A 15,870-nucleotide genomic window follows, 5' to 3' on the forward strand; every position below is an offset into this window, starting at 1 on the left:
GAAGACGAGTGCAGAAGACCCGGCTGAAAAGCCGGGCTTTTTGCTGTGCGATCCGAGATTTTCCGGGAACTAAAGGCTGTCTGTAGACAAAAACGTATACAATTTGTATTATATTTGTATAAGGTTTGAAGAGTTAGGCTCTTGTTTCAGCGTGAAGGTGTGCTTTTACGTTTATATATTAAATATAAGTAACGACGTATCGGATCTGGCTATACAATTTGTAGAAGCTGAAAGGGTTGGCGTGCAACGCGCTGGCTTGCAGTAAGGAGAGGTGAGTGAGGGTTATGACGGAGGATCAGGGACGCCGCAAGGCAGTTGTAGTTGGTGCAGGGCCCGGCGGCCTGGCGGCAGCCATGCTGCTCGCGGGACAAGGATATGAAGTGCAGGTGTACGAGAAGCAGCCGTTCATCGGCGGAAGATCTTCACGTGTTGAATTGGGGGATTACCGCTTTGACCGAGGTGCAACCTTCCTGATGATGCCGGAACTTCTGGAAGAGCTGTTCGAGCAGGTGGGACGCTCGGTGCACGATTATGTGCAAATGAAGGAGCTGGACCCGCTCTATTCGCTCCATTTTGGTGACAAGGTATTCTCTCCTTCGTCGAAGGATCATGAGCGTACGGCAGAGATGATCGAGGAACTGTTTCCCGGCAACGGCGAAGGGTACCGCCGTTTTCTGCGGGACGAGAAGGTCAAGTTTGAGCGGGTGATGCCGCTGCTGCGGCGTCCCTTCGGCAAGCTGGGCGATTATATGCGCAGGGATGTATTCCGCGCGCTGCCGAAGCTTCATGCGAATGATACCGTGTACGGGAGATTATCGAAGTACTTTACGGATGAGCGGCTGAGATGGGCCTTTACGTTTCAAGCCAAATATTTAGGGATGTCGGCATGGGAATGCCCGGGAACCTTTACCATTCTGTCCTACATCGAACACCGCTATGGCCTGCTGCATCCAGTCGGCGGCATTAACCGGGTATTTGAGGCGATGGCGGACGTCGTTCGTGAATACGGGGGCCAGATTCATACCGGTTCTCCGGTACGGCAGGTGCTGACCCGTAATGGACGTGCAGAAGGGCTGGAGCTGGCAAACGGGGAGAAGGTATACGCTGACCATGTCGTCATTAATGCCGATTTCACCTCGGCGGTCACTTCCTTGTTTAAGCCGGGTACACTGCGGAAATATACGCCAGAGGCGATGCAGAAGAAGAAATATTCCTGCTCTACCACGATGCTGTACCTGGGTGTGGACGGAAGCATCGATCTGCCCCATCATTCCATCCACTTCCCTGCCGATTACAGGCTGAATGTAGATGAGATCACCAAATACAAACGGCTGTCCGACGATCCGTCTATCTACATCCATAATCCTTCCGTGATTGACCCGACGTTAGCTCCTCCGGGCAAGTCTGCGTTATACGTGCTGATGCCAACGCCGAACCTGGATGCGGATATTGACTGGGAACGTGAAGGCGAAGCCGTAAAAGAGAAGCTGCTGAGCAGGCTGGAACAGCTGCCTGCCTTGCACGATCTGCGAAGTCGGATTGAGCAGTCGATGTTCTATTCGCCGCTTGATTGGGAACGTGATTTGAATGTGCACAAAGGAGCGACCTTTAATCTAGCGCACAATTTGGGACAGATGATGTACCTGCGTCCCCACAATCAGTTTGAAGAAATGAAGGGGGTATGGCTGGTCGGCGGCGGCACGCATCCCGGCAGCGGTCTTCCAACGATTTTCGAATCGGCCCGAATCAGTGTGCAGCTGCTGCAGGAGGAGGATCAGCGGTTAACCAACCGCCGGATACCGGTTCCGCAGACAGCTGGGGCGGGCAGGCCATGAGCAGACGGATTGCTGTTGTAGGTTCAGGGATTGGAGGTCTCACCGCTGCCCTTCTGCTGGAGCGCCAGGGGTATGATGTGACAGTCTACGAGCGTTCAGGCAAGGTTGGAGGACGGGTGGCCTTTGAGGAAGAAGGTCCCTACCGGATTGATCAGGGTCCTACCATTGTGCTGCTTCCCGATATGCTGAAGGGGATTCTTGCTGAGGGCGGTATTGCACCGGAACGGCTGGAGCTGCTGCGCTGCGACCCGTTGTACCGCATTCATTACCGGAGCGGGCGGGTGCTGACCAAGGTGGCGGACCGTGAGGCACAGACTGCTGAGATTGACCGACTGTATCCGGGCGAAGGCCGCGGATTCCAGCGTTTTATGAAAGATATGGACGGGGTGTATGTGACCGGACAGCAGAATTTTATCGAGCGTGATTTCCCCCGGCGACGGGATTTCTTCACTCTCGGTAATGTGAAGCTGATGCGCAGACTGCGGGCTTACCAGAGCGTGAAAAAAGCAGCCGGCTCCTACTTCCGGAGTGAAGAGCTGAGGGATGCCTTTTCGCTGCAGAGCCTGTATATCGGAGGGACGCCTTTTGCGACACCGGGGATATACTCACTGCTCCCCTACGCGGAATATGAATACGGGATATGGATGCTGAAGGGCGGGTACGGCACTTTGCCAAAGCTGATCCATGAGGAGCTTGCCGGTCGCGGGGTTACATTTAGGCTGAATACAGAGGTTCGGTCATTGATTGTTGAACAGAAGCAGTGCCGGGGAGTTGTGACAGAGCTGGGAGAAGAACGATATGACGCCGTGCTGTATAACGGAGACTTCCCCAACATCTCAGGCCTGTTAAGCGAGCAGGTGCCTGCGAAGCGGCGTTACCGGCCTTCTACCGGATGTGTACTGGTATATTTGGGGGTATCCAAGACTTTCCCTGAAGCTTTGACCCACCAGTTCTTCCTGCCGGACAATCTGACAGCCAGCCTGAAGCAGGTGTATGCAGGCCGGATTCCGGATGATCCATCGTTCTATGTGTTTAATCCGGCAGCCCTGGATCCGGCGGCGGCACCGCCGGGGGAGAGCGTGCTGTACTTTCTGATCCCCGTTCCTTTCAATAATGGGTTATCATGGGAACAGGAGACACCTGCATTGGTAGAGCGTGTGCTTGCTGCTGCCGAGGAACGCGGACTGACCGACCTGCGCCGCCATATTACCTGGTCCCGTGTCCGTACCCCGCTGGAAGCAGAGCGGGACGGCCTGTACGGGGGCGGCAGCTTCGGGATTGCGCCGATTCTGAGTCAATCCGGTGTCTACCGGCCGCAGCCGAAGCCCTTTCCGATCGGCAGACTGGCTGCCGCCGGAGCCTCCATTCACCCTGGGGGCGGTGTTCCTATCGTCATGCAGGGTGCCAAACTTGCTGTGAATCAGCTGATAAAGGAGTTGGAAACATGAACGAAGCGATATTTAAAAGGTGCGAGGATATGATTAAGCAGGGCTCTTCTTCCTTTTACCATGCTTTCCGCGGCTTGCCGAGTCCCCGCAGGGAGGCTGTATATGTGATTTATGCCTTTTGCCGGATCATCGACGATAGTGTGGATGAGCCGGAACGCTCCCCGTATACAATTGATGAGCTGCGCTCCCTGTTTTTAAATCTGGAGCAGGCAGAAGGACATTTCGTATGGCCGGCACTGCGCTGGTTATTTGATCATTTTCCCCACCTGGATCAGGGACCTTTCCTCCGCCAGATGGATGGCCAGCTGAAGGATCTGTCGCTTACCCATTACGAAACGATGGAGCAGCTGGAGGAATATTGTTATCTGGTAGCTGGAACTGTAGGTGAAATGCTGCTGCCTGTGCTGCATGAGAACAGCACTGACCGGATTGTCGCGTCAGGTATAGCGCTTGGCAAGGGGATGCAGATCGTCAATATTATCCGTGATGTCGGCGAAGATCGCGGCCGTCAGCGTCGATATTTGCCGAGGGAACTGATGGAGCGCTTTAATTACAGTGAACAGGATTGGGAGAACGGATTAGTCAATGATGCGTTCATTGCTATGCTGAATGAATTGCGGGCGCAGGCGATGAACTGGTTCAGACAGGGCCTGGAGGAGATGGATACGTATCCGCCTGCTAGCGGGTTTGCGGTTGAGCTAGCTTCTTCCTTCTATGCGGCCATTCTTCAATCGGTAGAGCGGAACGGATATGACGTCTACTCGAAGCGGGCGTTTGTTACCGACGAGGATAAGCTGCACATGCTAGGCAACGTACTGCACCGTTATCCGATGCTGGGCGATATGTCTTCCTACACGGCGGTTTCCTGATGATCGGCTGGTTATTCTGGATCTGGTATGCCATCGGTGCGGTTCTGCTATTGACCGTAGGGGTGCCGGATATGCTTGCTTTTTCGAATGGATTGTTTTTAATCTTCTATGCCGTTTACACGCTATCATTGCTCTATCGGGGTGAAGCCGGCTTCAAACTGTCCGACTGGTCAGTCAGAAGTGCGGTGGGACGCTCTCTGTGGCCTGCTGCGGCGATCATCTGGCTCGCAGGTATGGGAGTGGAATGGATTGGGGTCCATACCGGCTGGCCGTTTGGCCAATACGGCTACTCTTCGATACTTGGTATCCGGCTGTTTGGGGTCCCGGTAACACTGGGGTTTGCCTGGATTGCTGTTGTAGGCAATGCAGTTCTGATCAGCGGCCGCTTCGGCAGCTCGTGGATCCGGGCCATCTGCGCGGGCGCAGGGGCAGTCCTGCTTGATCTGGTGCTCGATCCTGCAGCCCATGCCAGAGGTTTTTGGCATTGGGGAGGGACGGGCGGATTCTACGGTGTGCCATGGAGCAATTTTATCGCCTGGTTTGTTGTCGGAGCACTGCTCTCCCTGCTGCTGCCTCATGTTCCGCGGGACCGTTCCGTGCAAGCACAAGGAGTGAGGTTGTACCAGCTCATCCTGCTGCTGTTCGGTCTGCTCGACCTGAAGGCGGGGCTGTATGGAGCGGCCCTGATAGCCTTGGCTGGAATCGTTATAGCGGAAGGGGGCTGGCAGTATGCTAACCGCCGTCAAGTCCAGACCGTTTGAGGCCGTATTCCGGCGATATAATGAGTTTTATCTGCTCCGGCGCCGTTTCCGCTCGATCGGTATGAAGGGGGCGATTGATCCGCTGCAGGCTGAAGGACGACCGCTGATTTACATCATGAATCACAGCTCCTGGTGGGACGGCCTGCTTGCTTATCACGTGCTGAAGAAATGCTCCAATCATGATCACTTCATGATGATGGAGGAGCGTCAGCTGCTGCAATATCCGTTTTTCCGTAAAATCGGGGCCTTTTCCATGAATGCGGGCAGCGCCCCGGATATTCGCCGTTCCCTGCTGTACGCGTCATCGCTGTTGAAGCAGGGCGGGCGGGTGTGGATTTATCCCCAAGGGGAAATTCAGCATTTGGAGACAAGGCCGCTGATCTTCAAGCGGGGCATCGGCTTTATGCTGGGCCAGCTGCCGGAGGCAGCAGTGGTTCCCGTGACACTCTATCACGGTATGGTGCAGTATGATCGGCCCGAAGCGACGATCTGGTTCGGCGAGCCGCTGCTCCCTGAACGGTGGAAGTCACGCGACAGCCGGGTCCTGACCCAGGAGCTTCAACAGATGCTGGAGCAGCAGCTCGATCAGCACAGGGAAACTGTATTGTCTGCTCATCAGGGGATTCCCGAAGGGTTTACACAGATTCTACGTACAGGACGCTCCACGAGTGAAGCCTTTGATGCATTGAGGGGCGGGTCGGCCCGATGGAGATAACGGCTTATATTCTGCTGGCGCTCGTGACAGTTCAGCTGCTATTTGCCTGTTGGAATAAGCACATGCTGCCAAGGATGGGTGAACCGCTGAAGCCTGTGCGCCTGCTCGGCTTCAGACAGCCTAACCGGGTGAGAGGTGGACGGGTATCTTCTAAGCGTAACAGTCAAGCCCTGTTATTATCTGTATTAATACCTGCCCGCAATGAATCAGTACATATTGAAAAATGTCTGGAGCATGTGCTGGCCTGCCGCCATGAGGGGTGGGAGCTGGAAATCCTCGTTCTCGATGACCGCTCGGAAGATGATACGGCGGATATCGTCAAGCGGATAGCTGCACATGATCCCCGTGTCCGTCTTCTGCGCGGTCAGAATCCGCCCGATGGCTGGCTGGGTAAATCCTTCGCCTGTCATCAGCTGGCAGGCCAAGCCCGTGGTACGTGGTGGCTGTTCCTGGATGCCGATGTGCGGCTGGGCGGCGGTGCGCTGGAAGCCGCGGTTCGGACAGCTGCAAGCCAGCAGAACGGGCTGATCTCCGGCTTTCCCCGGCAGATCGTTTCGACGTGGGCGGAACGTCTGGCTGTTCCCATGATGTTCTTTACGATTATCAGTCATCTTCCAATTGCCCTTATCCGCCGTACGAAGAGTCCAATGTTCGCAGCGGCGATGGGCGCTTTTATGATGATTCATCGTGACACGTACAAGGCAGCCGGAGGACATGAGGCCATCCGGCAGTCGATTGTGGATGATATGGAGCTGAGTCGGGCAGTGAAGGCGGCGGGACACCCCTTCGCCCTGGTTGATCTGCATAAAGATGTCTTCATGCGCATGTACAGCAACGCGGAGGAAGTCTGGAACGGTTACCGCAAGAACATGTTTGAAGGGGTGGGACGTCATGTCCTGCTGCTGCTTTTCGTTCTGCTGCTGTATATGGTGATGTACGTCATTCCGCCGCTGTTGGCGCTGACGGCCTGGTTCACAGGCCATCATGAAGCTGCGCTGGTAGCGCTTGCAGCAACGCTGGCGGGTATGGGCGTGAAGCGTGCTGCTGATGCAGCGGGCGGGCAGCCCGCATGGATGGCACTGCTGCAGCCGCTCAGCATCCTATACATTACTGGTATTGGCATCAGCTCCTGGTATGCAAGCGCATCCGGTCAGGGGTATGAATGGAAAGGAAGGCGTTACTCATGACAAAGAAGGTAGTTGTGATCGGGGCCGGCTTCGGCGGGCTGTCCTGTGCCATCGGCCTGGCTTCCAGAGGATTCGATGTGACGGTTCTGGAGCGTCAGCCGACCATCGGCGGCAAGCTGCAGCGGATAACGGCAGAAGGTTATTCCTTCGACCGGGGGCCCAGCACGATTACGATGCCGGAAGCCTTCCGTTCGGTATTCACTGCAGCCGGTGCACGGATGGAGGACTACTGTGAGCTTTATGAGCTGGAGCCTCGGACCCGGAATATATTCGCTGACGGATCGGTTGTGGACCTCAGCAGGGACACTGGCCGCATGAAAGAGCAGATAGCCGCTTACAGCAGTCATGACGCCATGCAGTATGATGCCTTTATGACTGAATCTGCTGCGCTGTACCGTCAGGCGGATGAACAGTTTATGCACAAGCTTCTGGTTACGCCGCGGGACAGGCTGAGTCTGCCGATGCTGCGGGGGCTGCTGCGGGTTCGTCCGCTGGTGAAGCTGCAGACTCTGCTGCAGCGGTATTTCAAGCATCCGCATACGCTCGCTATGTTTGGAAGATATGCGACCTATGTCGGATCCTCTCCTTATCAATCACCATCGATCTTCGCCATGCTTGGCCATGTTGAAGCCAATATGGGGATTTACGGGGTGAGAGGGGGGACCTACCGTCTGGCGGACGGCCTGCGGCAGCTTGCGGAAGAACGCGGAGTCCGCATACAGCTCAATACAGACGTGCATCAGATCGTGGTTCAGTCAGGCAGGGTGGAAGGTGTGGATAGCAATCACGGATTCTTTGGTGCAGAGCTTGTGATCGCCAACGGGGATGTCCTTACGGTAAACCGAAATCTGCTGTCACCGGCCTTGCGCCCCTCAATGAGCGATCAGGTCATCGATGCGTATGAACCATCGCTGTCCGGTTTTGTAACCTTGGCCGGCGTGCGCAGACAGTACGATCAGCTTCTGCACCATACCGTGTTTTTTCCTGAACAATATGAACCTGAATTCAAGGATATCTTTGACCGCAAAACCGCGCCGGCAGATCCGACGATCTACATTTGCTGGTCAGGCGCAACAGAAAAGGGGATGGCTCCGGAGGGAGCGAGTAACCTCTTCATCCTAGCCAACGCTCCTTATCTGTCGGATGAATGGGACTGGACGCAGAAGCAGGATTCCTACAGAAATACCATCCTTACAAACCTGGAAAAGCGCGGTATTACCGGACTGCGCCACGCTGAGGTCCTGATGAATTACACACCGCAGGATATTGCCCGTGATACGCTCGCTCATCGGGGATCGATCTATGGAATTTCTTCGAACAGTGCGAAGCAGACCTTCTTCCGGCCGGGCAATCGCAGTAAGGATGTCCGGGGGCTGTGGTACGTGGGAGGTACAACACATCCGGGCGGTGGGACACCGCTCGTAACGCTGTCGGGCCAACTGGTTGCTGAATACATCGCAGGAAGCAGCTGGTGAGGATCAGTTTAATACGTATAGAATCAGAATCTGGGCCGCCCCCTTGGGCGGCCTTCCGTTATAGAGTGCGAGTGCATTTTTCAGCATTCCATTAAACCTGCAGACCGCTAAGAATCATGCATTCCGTTTTTTGTTATCGAATGGAGTATACTGTAATTATGTGAAAAGAAACGAGAACTAGTTTAGGGAGGAACAAGATGAACGTTTACAGCAAGCAGGGCGCTCATGCGGGTGAAGGCAAGCCTTCCTCCCTGCTGCCGGAAGTGCCTACCGGTGAGCGTAAAATCGAACATGTCCGCCTCTGCCTGGAAGAGGATGTGAACGGGCATGGCGTGACCAGCGGCCTGGAGCGGTATGCCTTCCGGCATAACGCCCTGCCGGAGCTGGATTTCAGCGAGGTGTCGCTGGCCACCGGCTTTCTCGGAAGGAGCCTGCGGACGCCGCTGCTCATCAGCTCCATGACGGGCGGAAGCTCTGCCACGGGGGCCATTAATGAACGGCTCGCGGCGGCTGCAGAAGCACGAGGGTGGGCCATCGGCGTAGGCTCCGTAAGGGCTGCTGTCGAGCGGGAAGAGTTGGCGCCGACCTTTGCGGTGCGCAGGCATGCCCCTACCGTGCCGGTCATTGCGAATCTGGGCGCGGTGCAGCTGAATTATGGCTTTGGGCCGGATGCGTGCAGGCGCGCCGTGGACATTGCCGGTGCGGATATGCTGGTTCTGCATTTGAACAGCCTGCAGGAGATCTTCCAGCCGGAAGGCAACACCAACTTCCGGGATTTGCTGCCGAAGATTGAAGAGATCTGCCGGTCACTGGAAGTGCCGGTCGGCTTCAAGGAAGTGGGTTGGGGCATTGATGGCGAGACGGCCCGGCGGCTGTACGAGGCAGGCGCGGCATTCATCGATGTGGCCGGCGCGGGCGGTACAAGCTGGAGCCAGGTGGAGAAATTCCGCAGCCAGGATGAAGTGCGCCGCAGAGCAGCGGAAGCTTTCGCCGACTGGGGAAATCCGACGGCCGATTGCATCCGTGAGGTCCGCGCGGTCCGTTCTGACGGCGCTGTGATTGCGAGCGGAGGACTTCGCAACGGCGTAGATGCGGCCAAGGCACTTGCACTGGGAGCGGACCTGGCCGGCTTCGGACGCTCGCTTCTGGGTGCGGCTGTCTCTTCCGATGATGCACTCGATGCCTGTCTGGCACAGGTGGAGCTTGAACTGCGGACGGTTATGTTCGGTATTGGGGCGGCTCATCCGGGTGAACTGCAGGGAACACCCCGTATGATCGAGCGCTAATCATCACAGAGCTAAGCCATATCACTTGGACGGGATAAGGATTGATGAAGGGGGAGGGCTATGGTTTATCTGCAGCCTATGAATGAAGAGCAGTTTGCTGTCTTCCGGAAGACTACAATTCAGGAATATGCAAAAGACAAAGTTGCAGCCGGTACGTGGAGTGAACAGGAGGCGCCTGGGCTTGCTGAGGAGTCGGTGGAGCGACATCTTCCCCAGGGGCTGGCTACGCCGGATGCCTATTTGTATGTCATCCGGTTGGAGGAGAAGGAATCAGAGAGACCGGTTGTAGGTCATTTGTGGTTCAACCTCTCGGAGAAGCATCATGGCAAGGAGGCCTTTCTGCTGGACATCCTGATCGATGACCATTATCAGAACCAGGGACTGGGCAGCCGGACAATGATGGCGCTGGAAGAAGAAGTGCGGAAATTGGGTGCTGTCCGCATCGGTCTGCACGTCTTCGGGCACAACGAGCGGGCTTACCATGTGTACACCAAAATGGGCTATATCCCTACGGATATTACGATGAGCAAGGAGCTGTAACACACAGCTGCCCTTTGTTCAGAATGAACCCGGTTGCCGCACCGGGGGTTCTCATATATAATGATTGTGGAAATTCAGGTACCTTGACGTCAAGAACGTATTCAATTTGCATATGGCCTATATCTACCGGGATTCCCGGTATGCCGATGAGGCCGATGCTTAAATAGCATAAATGGGAGTTGTCATATAAATGGCTTTGAAAGCAGGCATCGTGGGTCTGCCGAACGTTGGTAAATCCACTCTATTTAACGCGATTACACAGGCCGGAGCAGAATCCGCCAACTATCCTTTCTGTACGATTGACCCTAACGTCGGCATCGTGGAAGTACCGGACGAACGTCTGGATAAGCTGACTGAACTTGTTACACCGCAGAAGACCGTACCGACAGCATTTGAATTTGTAGACATTGCCGGTCTCGTTCGCGGCGCGAGCAAAGGGGAAGGGCTGGGTAACAAGTTCCTGGCTCATATCCGTGAAGTCGATGCCATCGTGCATGTGGTTCGCTGCTTCGAGGATGAGAATATTACCCACGTGGACGGCAAAATCGATCCGATCAGCGATATCCAGACGATCAATCTGGAGCTGATTCTGGCCGATATCGAGAGTGTGGACAAGCGTATCGACCGTGCTCGCAAGAACATGAAGGGCGGCAACAAAACTGGTGCACAGGAAGTTGAATTGCTGGAACGTATCAAAGAAACGCTGTACAATGATATGCCTGCCCGCAGCATGGAGCTGACGGAGGATGAGAAGCAGCTGATCCGTGATCTGCATCTCCTGACGATCAAGCCGGTGCTCTATGCAGCCAACGTAAGTGAAGACGGCGTAACTGACGCCGATACGAATCCTTTTGTTATGAAGGTTAAAGAATTTGCCGCCGCTGAGAATGCGGAAGTGGTTCCGATCAGTGCGAAGGTTGAAGCTGAAATTGCCGAACTGGAAGGCGAAGACAAAGCGATGTTCCTCGAAGAGCTGGGTTTGGAAGAGTCCGGCCTGAACCGTCTGATCAAGGCAGCTTACCGGCTGCTTGGACTGTACACCTACTTTACGGCTGGTGTGCAGGAGGTTCGTGCCTGGACGATCCGCAAGGGTACGAAGGCTCCGGGTGCTGCCGGCGTCATTCACTCCGACTTCGAACGCGGGTTCATCCGTGCCGAAGTGGTATCCTATGATGACCTGATGGCTGCCGGCTCCATGAACGGCGCCAAGGAACGCGGCCAGCTCCGTCTGGAAGGCAAAGAATATGTTGTGCAGGACGGCGACGTCATGCATTTCCGCTTCAACGTATAAGCAGATAACCCGCAGATGGCGAAGAGCCAACACTGCCAGGGAAGGGCCGCGCAAGCGGCTCTTTTTTTGTATGTAGATCCGGATGAAGAAACAGCAGCAGAAATATTCAGATCCGCCGGAAAAAGACTGTTCAAAACCGTGGCAAGTTGATATAATATAGAGTCGTATATCCTTTAGCTATGAGAGCTGCCAGGATGTACGTTTTCTATCTAAAAACGAGTAAGAAACATTCAAATACATTTGTATGAAATGCAACCAATATGAAGTGAGGTGGATTCCCTTGTTGGATCGTTTACAGTCTCTTGCAGACCGTTATGACAAATTGAGCGAACTGTTGTGTGATCCGGATGTGGCTAGCGACAGTAAGAAGCTGCGTGACTACTCGAAGGAACAGTCGGACCTGCAGCCAACTTATGAGGCATATACGGAATACAAGCAGGTAATGGAGGAACTGGAAGCGGCTAAGATCATGCAGGGCGAGAAGCTCGATGATGAAATGCGCGAGATGGTTAAAATGGAAATCGACGAGCTCAGCGCGCGCCAGCAGGAGCTGGAGGAACGCATCCGCATTCTGATGCTGCCGAAGGACCCGAACGATGACAAGAATGTGATCGTGGAAATTCGCGGCGCAGCCGGCGGGGATGAAGCAGCACTGTTCGCAGCCGACCTGTACCGCATGTATACCCGCTATGCAGATACCCAAGGCTGGAAGGTTGAGTTGATGGACGCGAATATCAATGACCTTGGCGGGTTTAAAGAGGTTATCTTCATGGTGAACGGACGCGGTGCTTACAGCAAGCTGAAGTTTGAGAGCGGTGCCCATCGTGTTCAGCGTATTCCGGCAACGGAATCCGGCGGACGCATTCATACCTCCACCTCGACGGTATCGGTGATGCCGGAAGCCGAGGAGCTGGACATTGAAATTCACGACAAGGATATCCGTGTGGATACGTTCTGTTCCAGTGGTGCAGGCGGACAGTCTGTCAATACGACCAAATCTGCGGTACGTGTGACACATGTTCCTACCGGTATTGTGGCTACCTGCCAGGATGGCAAATCCCAGAACTCGAACAAGGATAAAGCCCTGCAGGTACTGCGCGCACGGATCTATGATATGATGCGCCAGGAAGAAGAGGCCAAGTATGCCGGTGAGCGGAAGAGTAAAGTGGGCACAGGCGACCGCAGTGAACGGATCCGCACGTACAATTTCCCGCAAAGCCGTGTAACGGACCACCGGATCGGTCTGACCCTGCATAAGCTGGATCATGTTATGAACGGTGAAATTGAAGAAATCGTATCGGCACTGACCATTGCGGAACAAGCCGATATGATGGAGAAGACGGTGTAATCGTGGCAGCAGAACGGTTTGTCATGACACCCAACCGGAGTATTCGAGAAGCCTTAACCGAGGCTTCTTCTTTTTTGGCGGGGCTCGGCGTACTGGAGCCCCAGCATAATGCACGTCTGCTGTTGGAGCATGTGCTCGGGCTGGAAGGCGCCGCGTTCTTCGCGGCGATGGCGGACCCGTTCCCGGCTTCGGGGATGGTGCGCTGGCAGGATGCCATCCGCCGCAAGGCTGCCGGTGAACCGGCACAGTATATTATGGGATGGCAGGAGTTCTATGGCCGGCCGTTCCAAGTGACGCCGGCTGTGCTCATTCCGCGGCCGGAGACCGAGCTGCTCGTCGAGGCGGTTCTGCGCCGAGGGGATCAGCTCTGGCCGGACGGCGCGCCGCGTGCGGCCGATATCGGCACTGGCAGCGGCGTGATTGCCGTGACGCTGGCCGCGGAACGGCCGAACTGGCAACTCACAGCGGTGGATATCTCTTCCGCTGCACTGGCAGTGGCGGCGAAGAATGCCGCTGCGGCCGGCACGGCCGTGGATTTCCGCGAAGGCGATCTGCTGTCGCCGCTCGCGGGCCTGGAGGTGGACATCCTGGTGTCCAACCCGCCGTACATCCCGGCCGGCGAGATTGCCGGCCTGCAGCCGGAGGTGCGCGATCACGAGCCGCGCACCGCACTGGACGGCGGCCCGGACGGGCTGGCGCCGTACCGGATCATGATGGCGCAGCTGCAGCTGCTGGCTGCGCCGCCTCGCCTGGTCGGCTTCGAGCTGGGCCAGGGGCAGGCCCGGGATGTCGCCGATATGCTGGCAGCGACCGGGTTCTATGACGAAATTGAGATTGTCCCGGATCTGGCGGGCATTGAACGGCATGTAGTGGGAATTGCCCGCCATTAGCTTACTGCCTGGCAGGCATGTGACAAAACCGTTATTTCCATTTTGGACAGGGTTCCTTTACAATGGATAAAGTGAATGGAAAGAAACAGTCTCAGGGGGACCATCATGTTTCAGAAACTTAAAAAAATGGATGGCGCGATCATTTTTATCCTCATCCTGCTGATGGGTATCAGTGTGGCTGCTACCTACAGTGCCGGCAGAGCCTGGGAAGGACATGGCGGAGACTATTTAAAAATGATTGTCTATTATGCCCTCGGTTTTGTCGCGATCCTTGGCATTTGTATGCTGGATTACCGGCTGTTCGTAAAATACTCTTTATATATCTATGGCGCAGGCGTGCTGCTGCTGATCCTGACCATCTTTCTCGGACAGGATCTCAACAACGCATCAGGATGGATTAAAATCGGTGGACTGAGTATCCAGCCTGCCGAGCTGTTCAAGCTTATTCTCGTTCTGTTCCTCGCCTACGTGCTGCTGCGTAAGAATAAGGTCAAGGACCAGCTTTTGTTCTGGCGGGATGTCGTGCCGATCATGATGATTACGTTCCTGCCTTTTGTTGTTGTCATTGCGCAGAATGACCTGGGCAACGCACTGGCGTACATCGTTATCATGTTCGGTATGCTGTGGATCGGGAATATCCGGTTTGTCCATGCCCTGATCGGCGTAATCATTATCGTGGGCGTGGCCATCGGCGGTATTTTCTCTTATATTCATTTCCATGACGAAGTGAAGCATTTTCTGGTGGATACTTTGAAAAAGCCCCACTTGGTTAACCGTTTTGACCCCTGGCTGATGCCGGAGGAAGCAAGCCGTGATGCCAAGTACCAGACGGAGAATGCCAAGCTGGCAATCGCCTCCGGCGGGATGAGCGGCAAAGGATTCCTGAAAGGAACCTCGGTTCAGAGTAAACGGGTCCCATACACGTATGCGGACTCTATCTTCTCCGTCATTGCAGAGGAATTCGGGTTTGTAGGGGCTTCCGTGCTGCTGTTGCTCTATTTTATTCTGATCCACCGAATGATTCTGATTGCACTGGAATGCCGGGAACGTGCAGGACCCTACATCATTGTAGGGGTGGTGGCGATGCTGCTCTATCAGATCTTCGAGAATATCGGTGCATTTATCGGCCTGGTGCCGCTGACAGGGATTACCCTTCCGTTTATCAGCTATGGCGGTACTTCGCTGCTGATTAACATGATGAGTATCGGGGTGGTACTGAGCATTAAGATTCATGGACAGGAACTGGAGGATGAGTTTCCGCAGCCTGCACAGAATCGTTCCAAGGCCGGGCTTCGAAGCAGGGCAGCCAAGCCGAGCTGACCGGAACGGACCTAAGCTTTTCGAAATCTGTATTGCATCTTCAATCCTAAGTCCTTTCTCTCTCCGGAGAGAAGGGGCTTTTTGGTCTTTTGCCGGCTTTAGCTGCAGCTGATAGACTGAACTTTGCTAGAATGATAGGTTTAACTCTTCTAATCCCGGACATACTGATAGACAAGCAGGACGTGGAGGGAGAGAGGACGATGAACTGGTTCACTAGGCAAACCGCACTTATTATGGGTTGTATATTTATATTGATTATGTCTTGGGAGGGTCAGAAAGCGGATGCTGCCCTGGCCAAGTCCAGCATTCCGCAGGAGTCCATCCGCTTGCGGATTCTAGCAAATTCGGATGCGCCAGGAGACCAATTGGTCAAAAGAGAAATCCGCGATGCGGTTGTGCGGCAGATGGACAGCTGGGTACAGGAGCTGGACAACCCGCAGAGTCTCGAACAAGCGCGGGCGCTTATCCGTACCCGGCTGCCCGATATTCAGGCTACCGTGGGCCGGGAACTTGCCGCGCGCGGAATTGATTATAGCTACAAGGTGGAGCTGGGAAAGGTACCTTTTCCGACCAAGCTGTATGGGGGACTGGTCTATCCGGCCGGTAATTACGAAGCGGTGCGGGTGACGCTCGGCCAGGGGGAAGGCCAGAACTGGTGGTGTGTGCTGTTTCCTCCCCTGTGTTTCATAGATGCAGGAAGCGGAGAGGCCGCAGCGCAAGCAGGCGCGGCTGCCCCGGCTGATGGGGAGGCGGCAGTCCGGCAGGCGGATCAGGAGCCGGTGGTTCGTTTCTTCCTATGGGATCTCCTGCTCGACATATGGTCCTGGATTACTGGGTTGTTCACTTAATCGCAAGGGAAGCTCCCTATCCAGCAGGTGAATCCGCCGGGCTCCTGTCCGGTATGA

Annotated in this window: 14 protein-coding genes; all 14 read left to right on the top strand. The window is 55.2% G+C overall.

The annotated features are described in order from the left end of the window. Positions 1–284 precede the first annotated feature (284 nt). The 14 genes from Q5741_RS08715 (at position 285) to spoIIR (ending at position 15,813) form a co-directional block, all read left to right on the top strand. Positions 285–1,835, top strand: coding sequence for a phytoene desaturase family protein (locus Q5741_RS08715; RefSeq protein WP_305023679.1), 1,551 nt, complete (start codon positions 285–287; stop codon positions 1,833–1,835). After that, positions 1,832–3,283, top strand: coding sequence for a phytoene desaturase family protein (locus tag Q5741_RS08720; protein WP_305023829.1), 1,452 nt, complete (start codon positions 1,832–1,834; stop codon positions 3,281–3,283). The genes Q5741_RS08715 and Q5741_RS08720 overlap by 4 nt, the downstream gene beginning before the upstream one ends. Then, entirely contained in the window at positions 3,280–4,152 is an 873-nt protein-coding gene (locus Q5741_RS08725) for a phytoene/squalene synthase family protein (RefSeq protein ID WP_305023680.1), read from the top strand. The genes Q5741_RS08720 and Q5741_RS08725 overlap by 4 nt, the downstream gene beginning before the upstream one ends. Continuing rightward, complete coding sequence (locus Q5741_RS08730) at positions 4,152–4,913, top strand: carotenoid biosynthesis protein (protein WP_305023681.1); 762 nt, start codon at positions 4,152–4,154, stop codon at positions 4,911–4,913. Before Q5741_RS08725 ends, Q5741_RS08730 begins: the two co-directional genes overlap by 1 nt. Beyond that, positions 4,882–5,628, top strand: coding sequence for a lysophospholipid acyltransferase family protein (locus tag Q5741_RS08735; protein WP_305023682.1), 747 nt, complete (start codon positions 4,882–4,884; stop codon positions 5,626–5,628). The genes Q5741_RS08730 and Q5741_RS08735 overlap by 32 nt, the downstream gene beginning before the upstream one ends. Next, positions 5,619–6,815 carry a glycosyltransferase gene (locus Q5741_RS08740; RefSeq protein WP_305023683.1) on the top strand — a complete coding sequence of 399 codons (1,197 nt, stop codon included), beginning with the start codon at positions 5,619–5,621 and terminating at the stop codon, positions 6,813–6,815. Before Q5741_RS08735 ends, Q5741_RS08740 begins: the two co-directional genes overlap by 10 nt. After that, positions 6,812–8,290: a phytoene desaturase family protein gene (locus Q5741_RS08745; protein ID WP_305023684.1), complete on the top strand. Its 1,479-nt coding sequence runs from the start codon at positions 6,812–6,814 to the stop codon at positions 8,288–8,290. Before Q5741_RS08740 ends, Q5741_RS08745 begins: the two co-directional genes overlap by 4 nt. Before the next feature lie 197 nt (positions 8,291–8,487). Beyond that, on the top strand, positions 8,488–9,576 hold the full coding sequence (fni, locus tag Q5741_RS08750) for a type 2 isopentenyl-diphosphate Delta-isomerase (protein WP_305023685.1): 1,089 nt from the start codon (positions 8,488–8,490) through the stop codon (positions 9,574–9,576). Between the two features lie 60 nt (positions 9,577–9,636). Beyond that, on the top strand, positions 9,637–10,116 hold the full coding sequence (locus Q5741_RS08755; protein ID WP_305023686.1) for a GNAT family N-acetyltransferase: 480 nt from the start codon (positions 9,637–9,639) through the stop codon (positions 10,114–10,116). A gap of 190 nt (positions 10,117–10,306) precedes the next feature. Next, entirely contained in the window at positions 10,307–11,407 is a 1,101-nt protein-coding gene (gene ychF, locus Q5741_RS08760; RefSeq protein WP_305023687.1) for a redox-regulated ATPase YchF, read from the top strand. Between the two features lie 280 nt (positions 11,408–11,687). Then, positions 11,688–12,755, top strand: a complete 1,068-nt coding sequence (prfA, locus tag Q5741_RS08765) for a peptide chain release factor 1 (RefSeq protein WP_305023688.1) — start codon at positions 11,688–11,690, stop codon at positions 12,753–12,755. A 23-nt stretch (positions 12,756–12,778) separates the two neighbouring features. Next, the gene (gene prmC / locus Q5741_RS08770) at positions 12,779–13,645 is read left to right on the top strand and encodes a peptide chain release factor N(5)-glutamine methyltransferase (RefSeq protein WP_305023830.1); all 867 of its coding nucleotides are present in this window, start codon (positions 12,779–12,781) and stop codon (positions 13,643–13,645) included. Positions 13,646–13,750: 105 nt separating this feature from the next. Beyond that, positions 13,751–14,965: an FtsW/RodA/SpoVE family cell cycle protein gene (locus tag Q5741_RS08775; RefSeq protein WP_305023689.1), complete on the top strand. Its 1,215-nt coding sequence runs from the start codon at positions 13,751–13,753 to the stop codon at positions 14,963–14,965. 200 nt (positions 14,966–15,165) lie between these two features. Beyond that, positions 15,166–15,813, top strand: coding sequence for a stage II sporulation protein R (spoIIR, locus tag Q5741_RS08780; RefSeq protein ID WP_305023690.1), 648 nt, complete (start codon positions 15,166–15,168; stop codon positions 15,811–15,813). The last annotated feature ends 57 nt before the right edge of the window (positions 15,814–15,870 follow it).

This window comes from Paenibacillus lacisoli, from assembly GCF_030580655.1.
GTDB classification, from domain to species: Bacteria; Bacillota; Bacilli; order Paenibacillales; family Paenibacillaceae; genus Paenibacillus; species Paenibacillus lacisoli.

Coding starts and splice junctions, on each gene's coding strand:
- Q5741_RS08745 (WP_305023684.1), top strand. CDS start 6,812: ATGACAAAGAAGGTAGTTGTGATCGGGGCCGGCTTCGGCGGGCTGTCC.
- spoIIR (WP_305023690.1), top strand. CDS start 15,166: ATGAACTGGTTCACTAGGCAAACCGCACTTATTATGGGTTGTATATTT.
- Q5741_RS08755 (WP_305023686.1), top strand. CDS start 9,637: ATGGTTTATCTGCAGCCTATGAATGAAGAGCAGTTTGCTGTCTTCCGG.
- Q5741_RS08735 (WP_305023682.1), top strand. CDS start 4,882: ATGCTAACCGCCGTCAAGTCCAGACCGTTTGAGGCCGTATTCCGGCGA.
- Q5741_RS08715 (WP_305023679.1), top strand. CDS start 285: ATGACGGAGGATCAGGGACGCCGCAAGGCAGTTGTAGTTGGTGCAGGG.
- Q5741_RS08730 (WP_305023681.1), top strand. CDS start 4,152: ATGATCGGCTGGTTATTCTGGATCTGGTATGCCATCGGTGCGGTTCTG.
- ychF (WP_305023687.1), top strand. CDS start 10,307: ATGGCTTTGAAAGCAGGCATCGTGGGTCTGCCGAACGTTGGTAAATCC.
- prmC (WP_305023830.1), top strand. CDS start 12,779: ATGACACCCAACCGGAGTATTCGAGAAGCCTTAACCGAGGCTTCTTCT.
- Q5741_RS08775 (WP_305023689.1), top strand. CDS start 13,751: ATGTTTCAGAAACTTAAAAAAATGGATGGCGCGATCATTTTTATCCTC.
- Q5741_RS08740 (WP_305023683.1), top strand. CDS start 5,619: ATGGAGATAACGGCTTATATTCTGCTGGCGCTCGTGACAGTTCAGCTG.
- Q5741_RS08720 (WP_305023829.1), top strand. CDS start 1,832: ATGAGCAGACGGATTGCTGTTGTAGGTTCAGGGATTGGAGGTCTCACC.
- Q5741_RS08725 (WP_305023680.1), top strand. CDS start 3,280: ATGAACGAAGCGATATTTAAAAGGTGCGAGGATATGATTAAGCAGGGC.
- fni (WP_305023685.1), top strand. CDS start 8,488: ATGAACGTTTACAGCAAGCAGGGCGCTCATGCGGGTGAAGGCAAGCCT.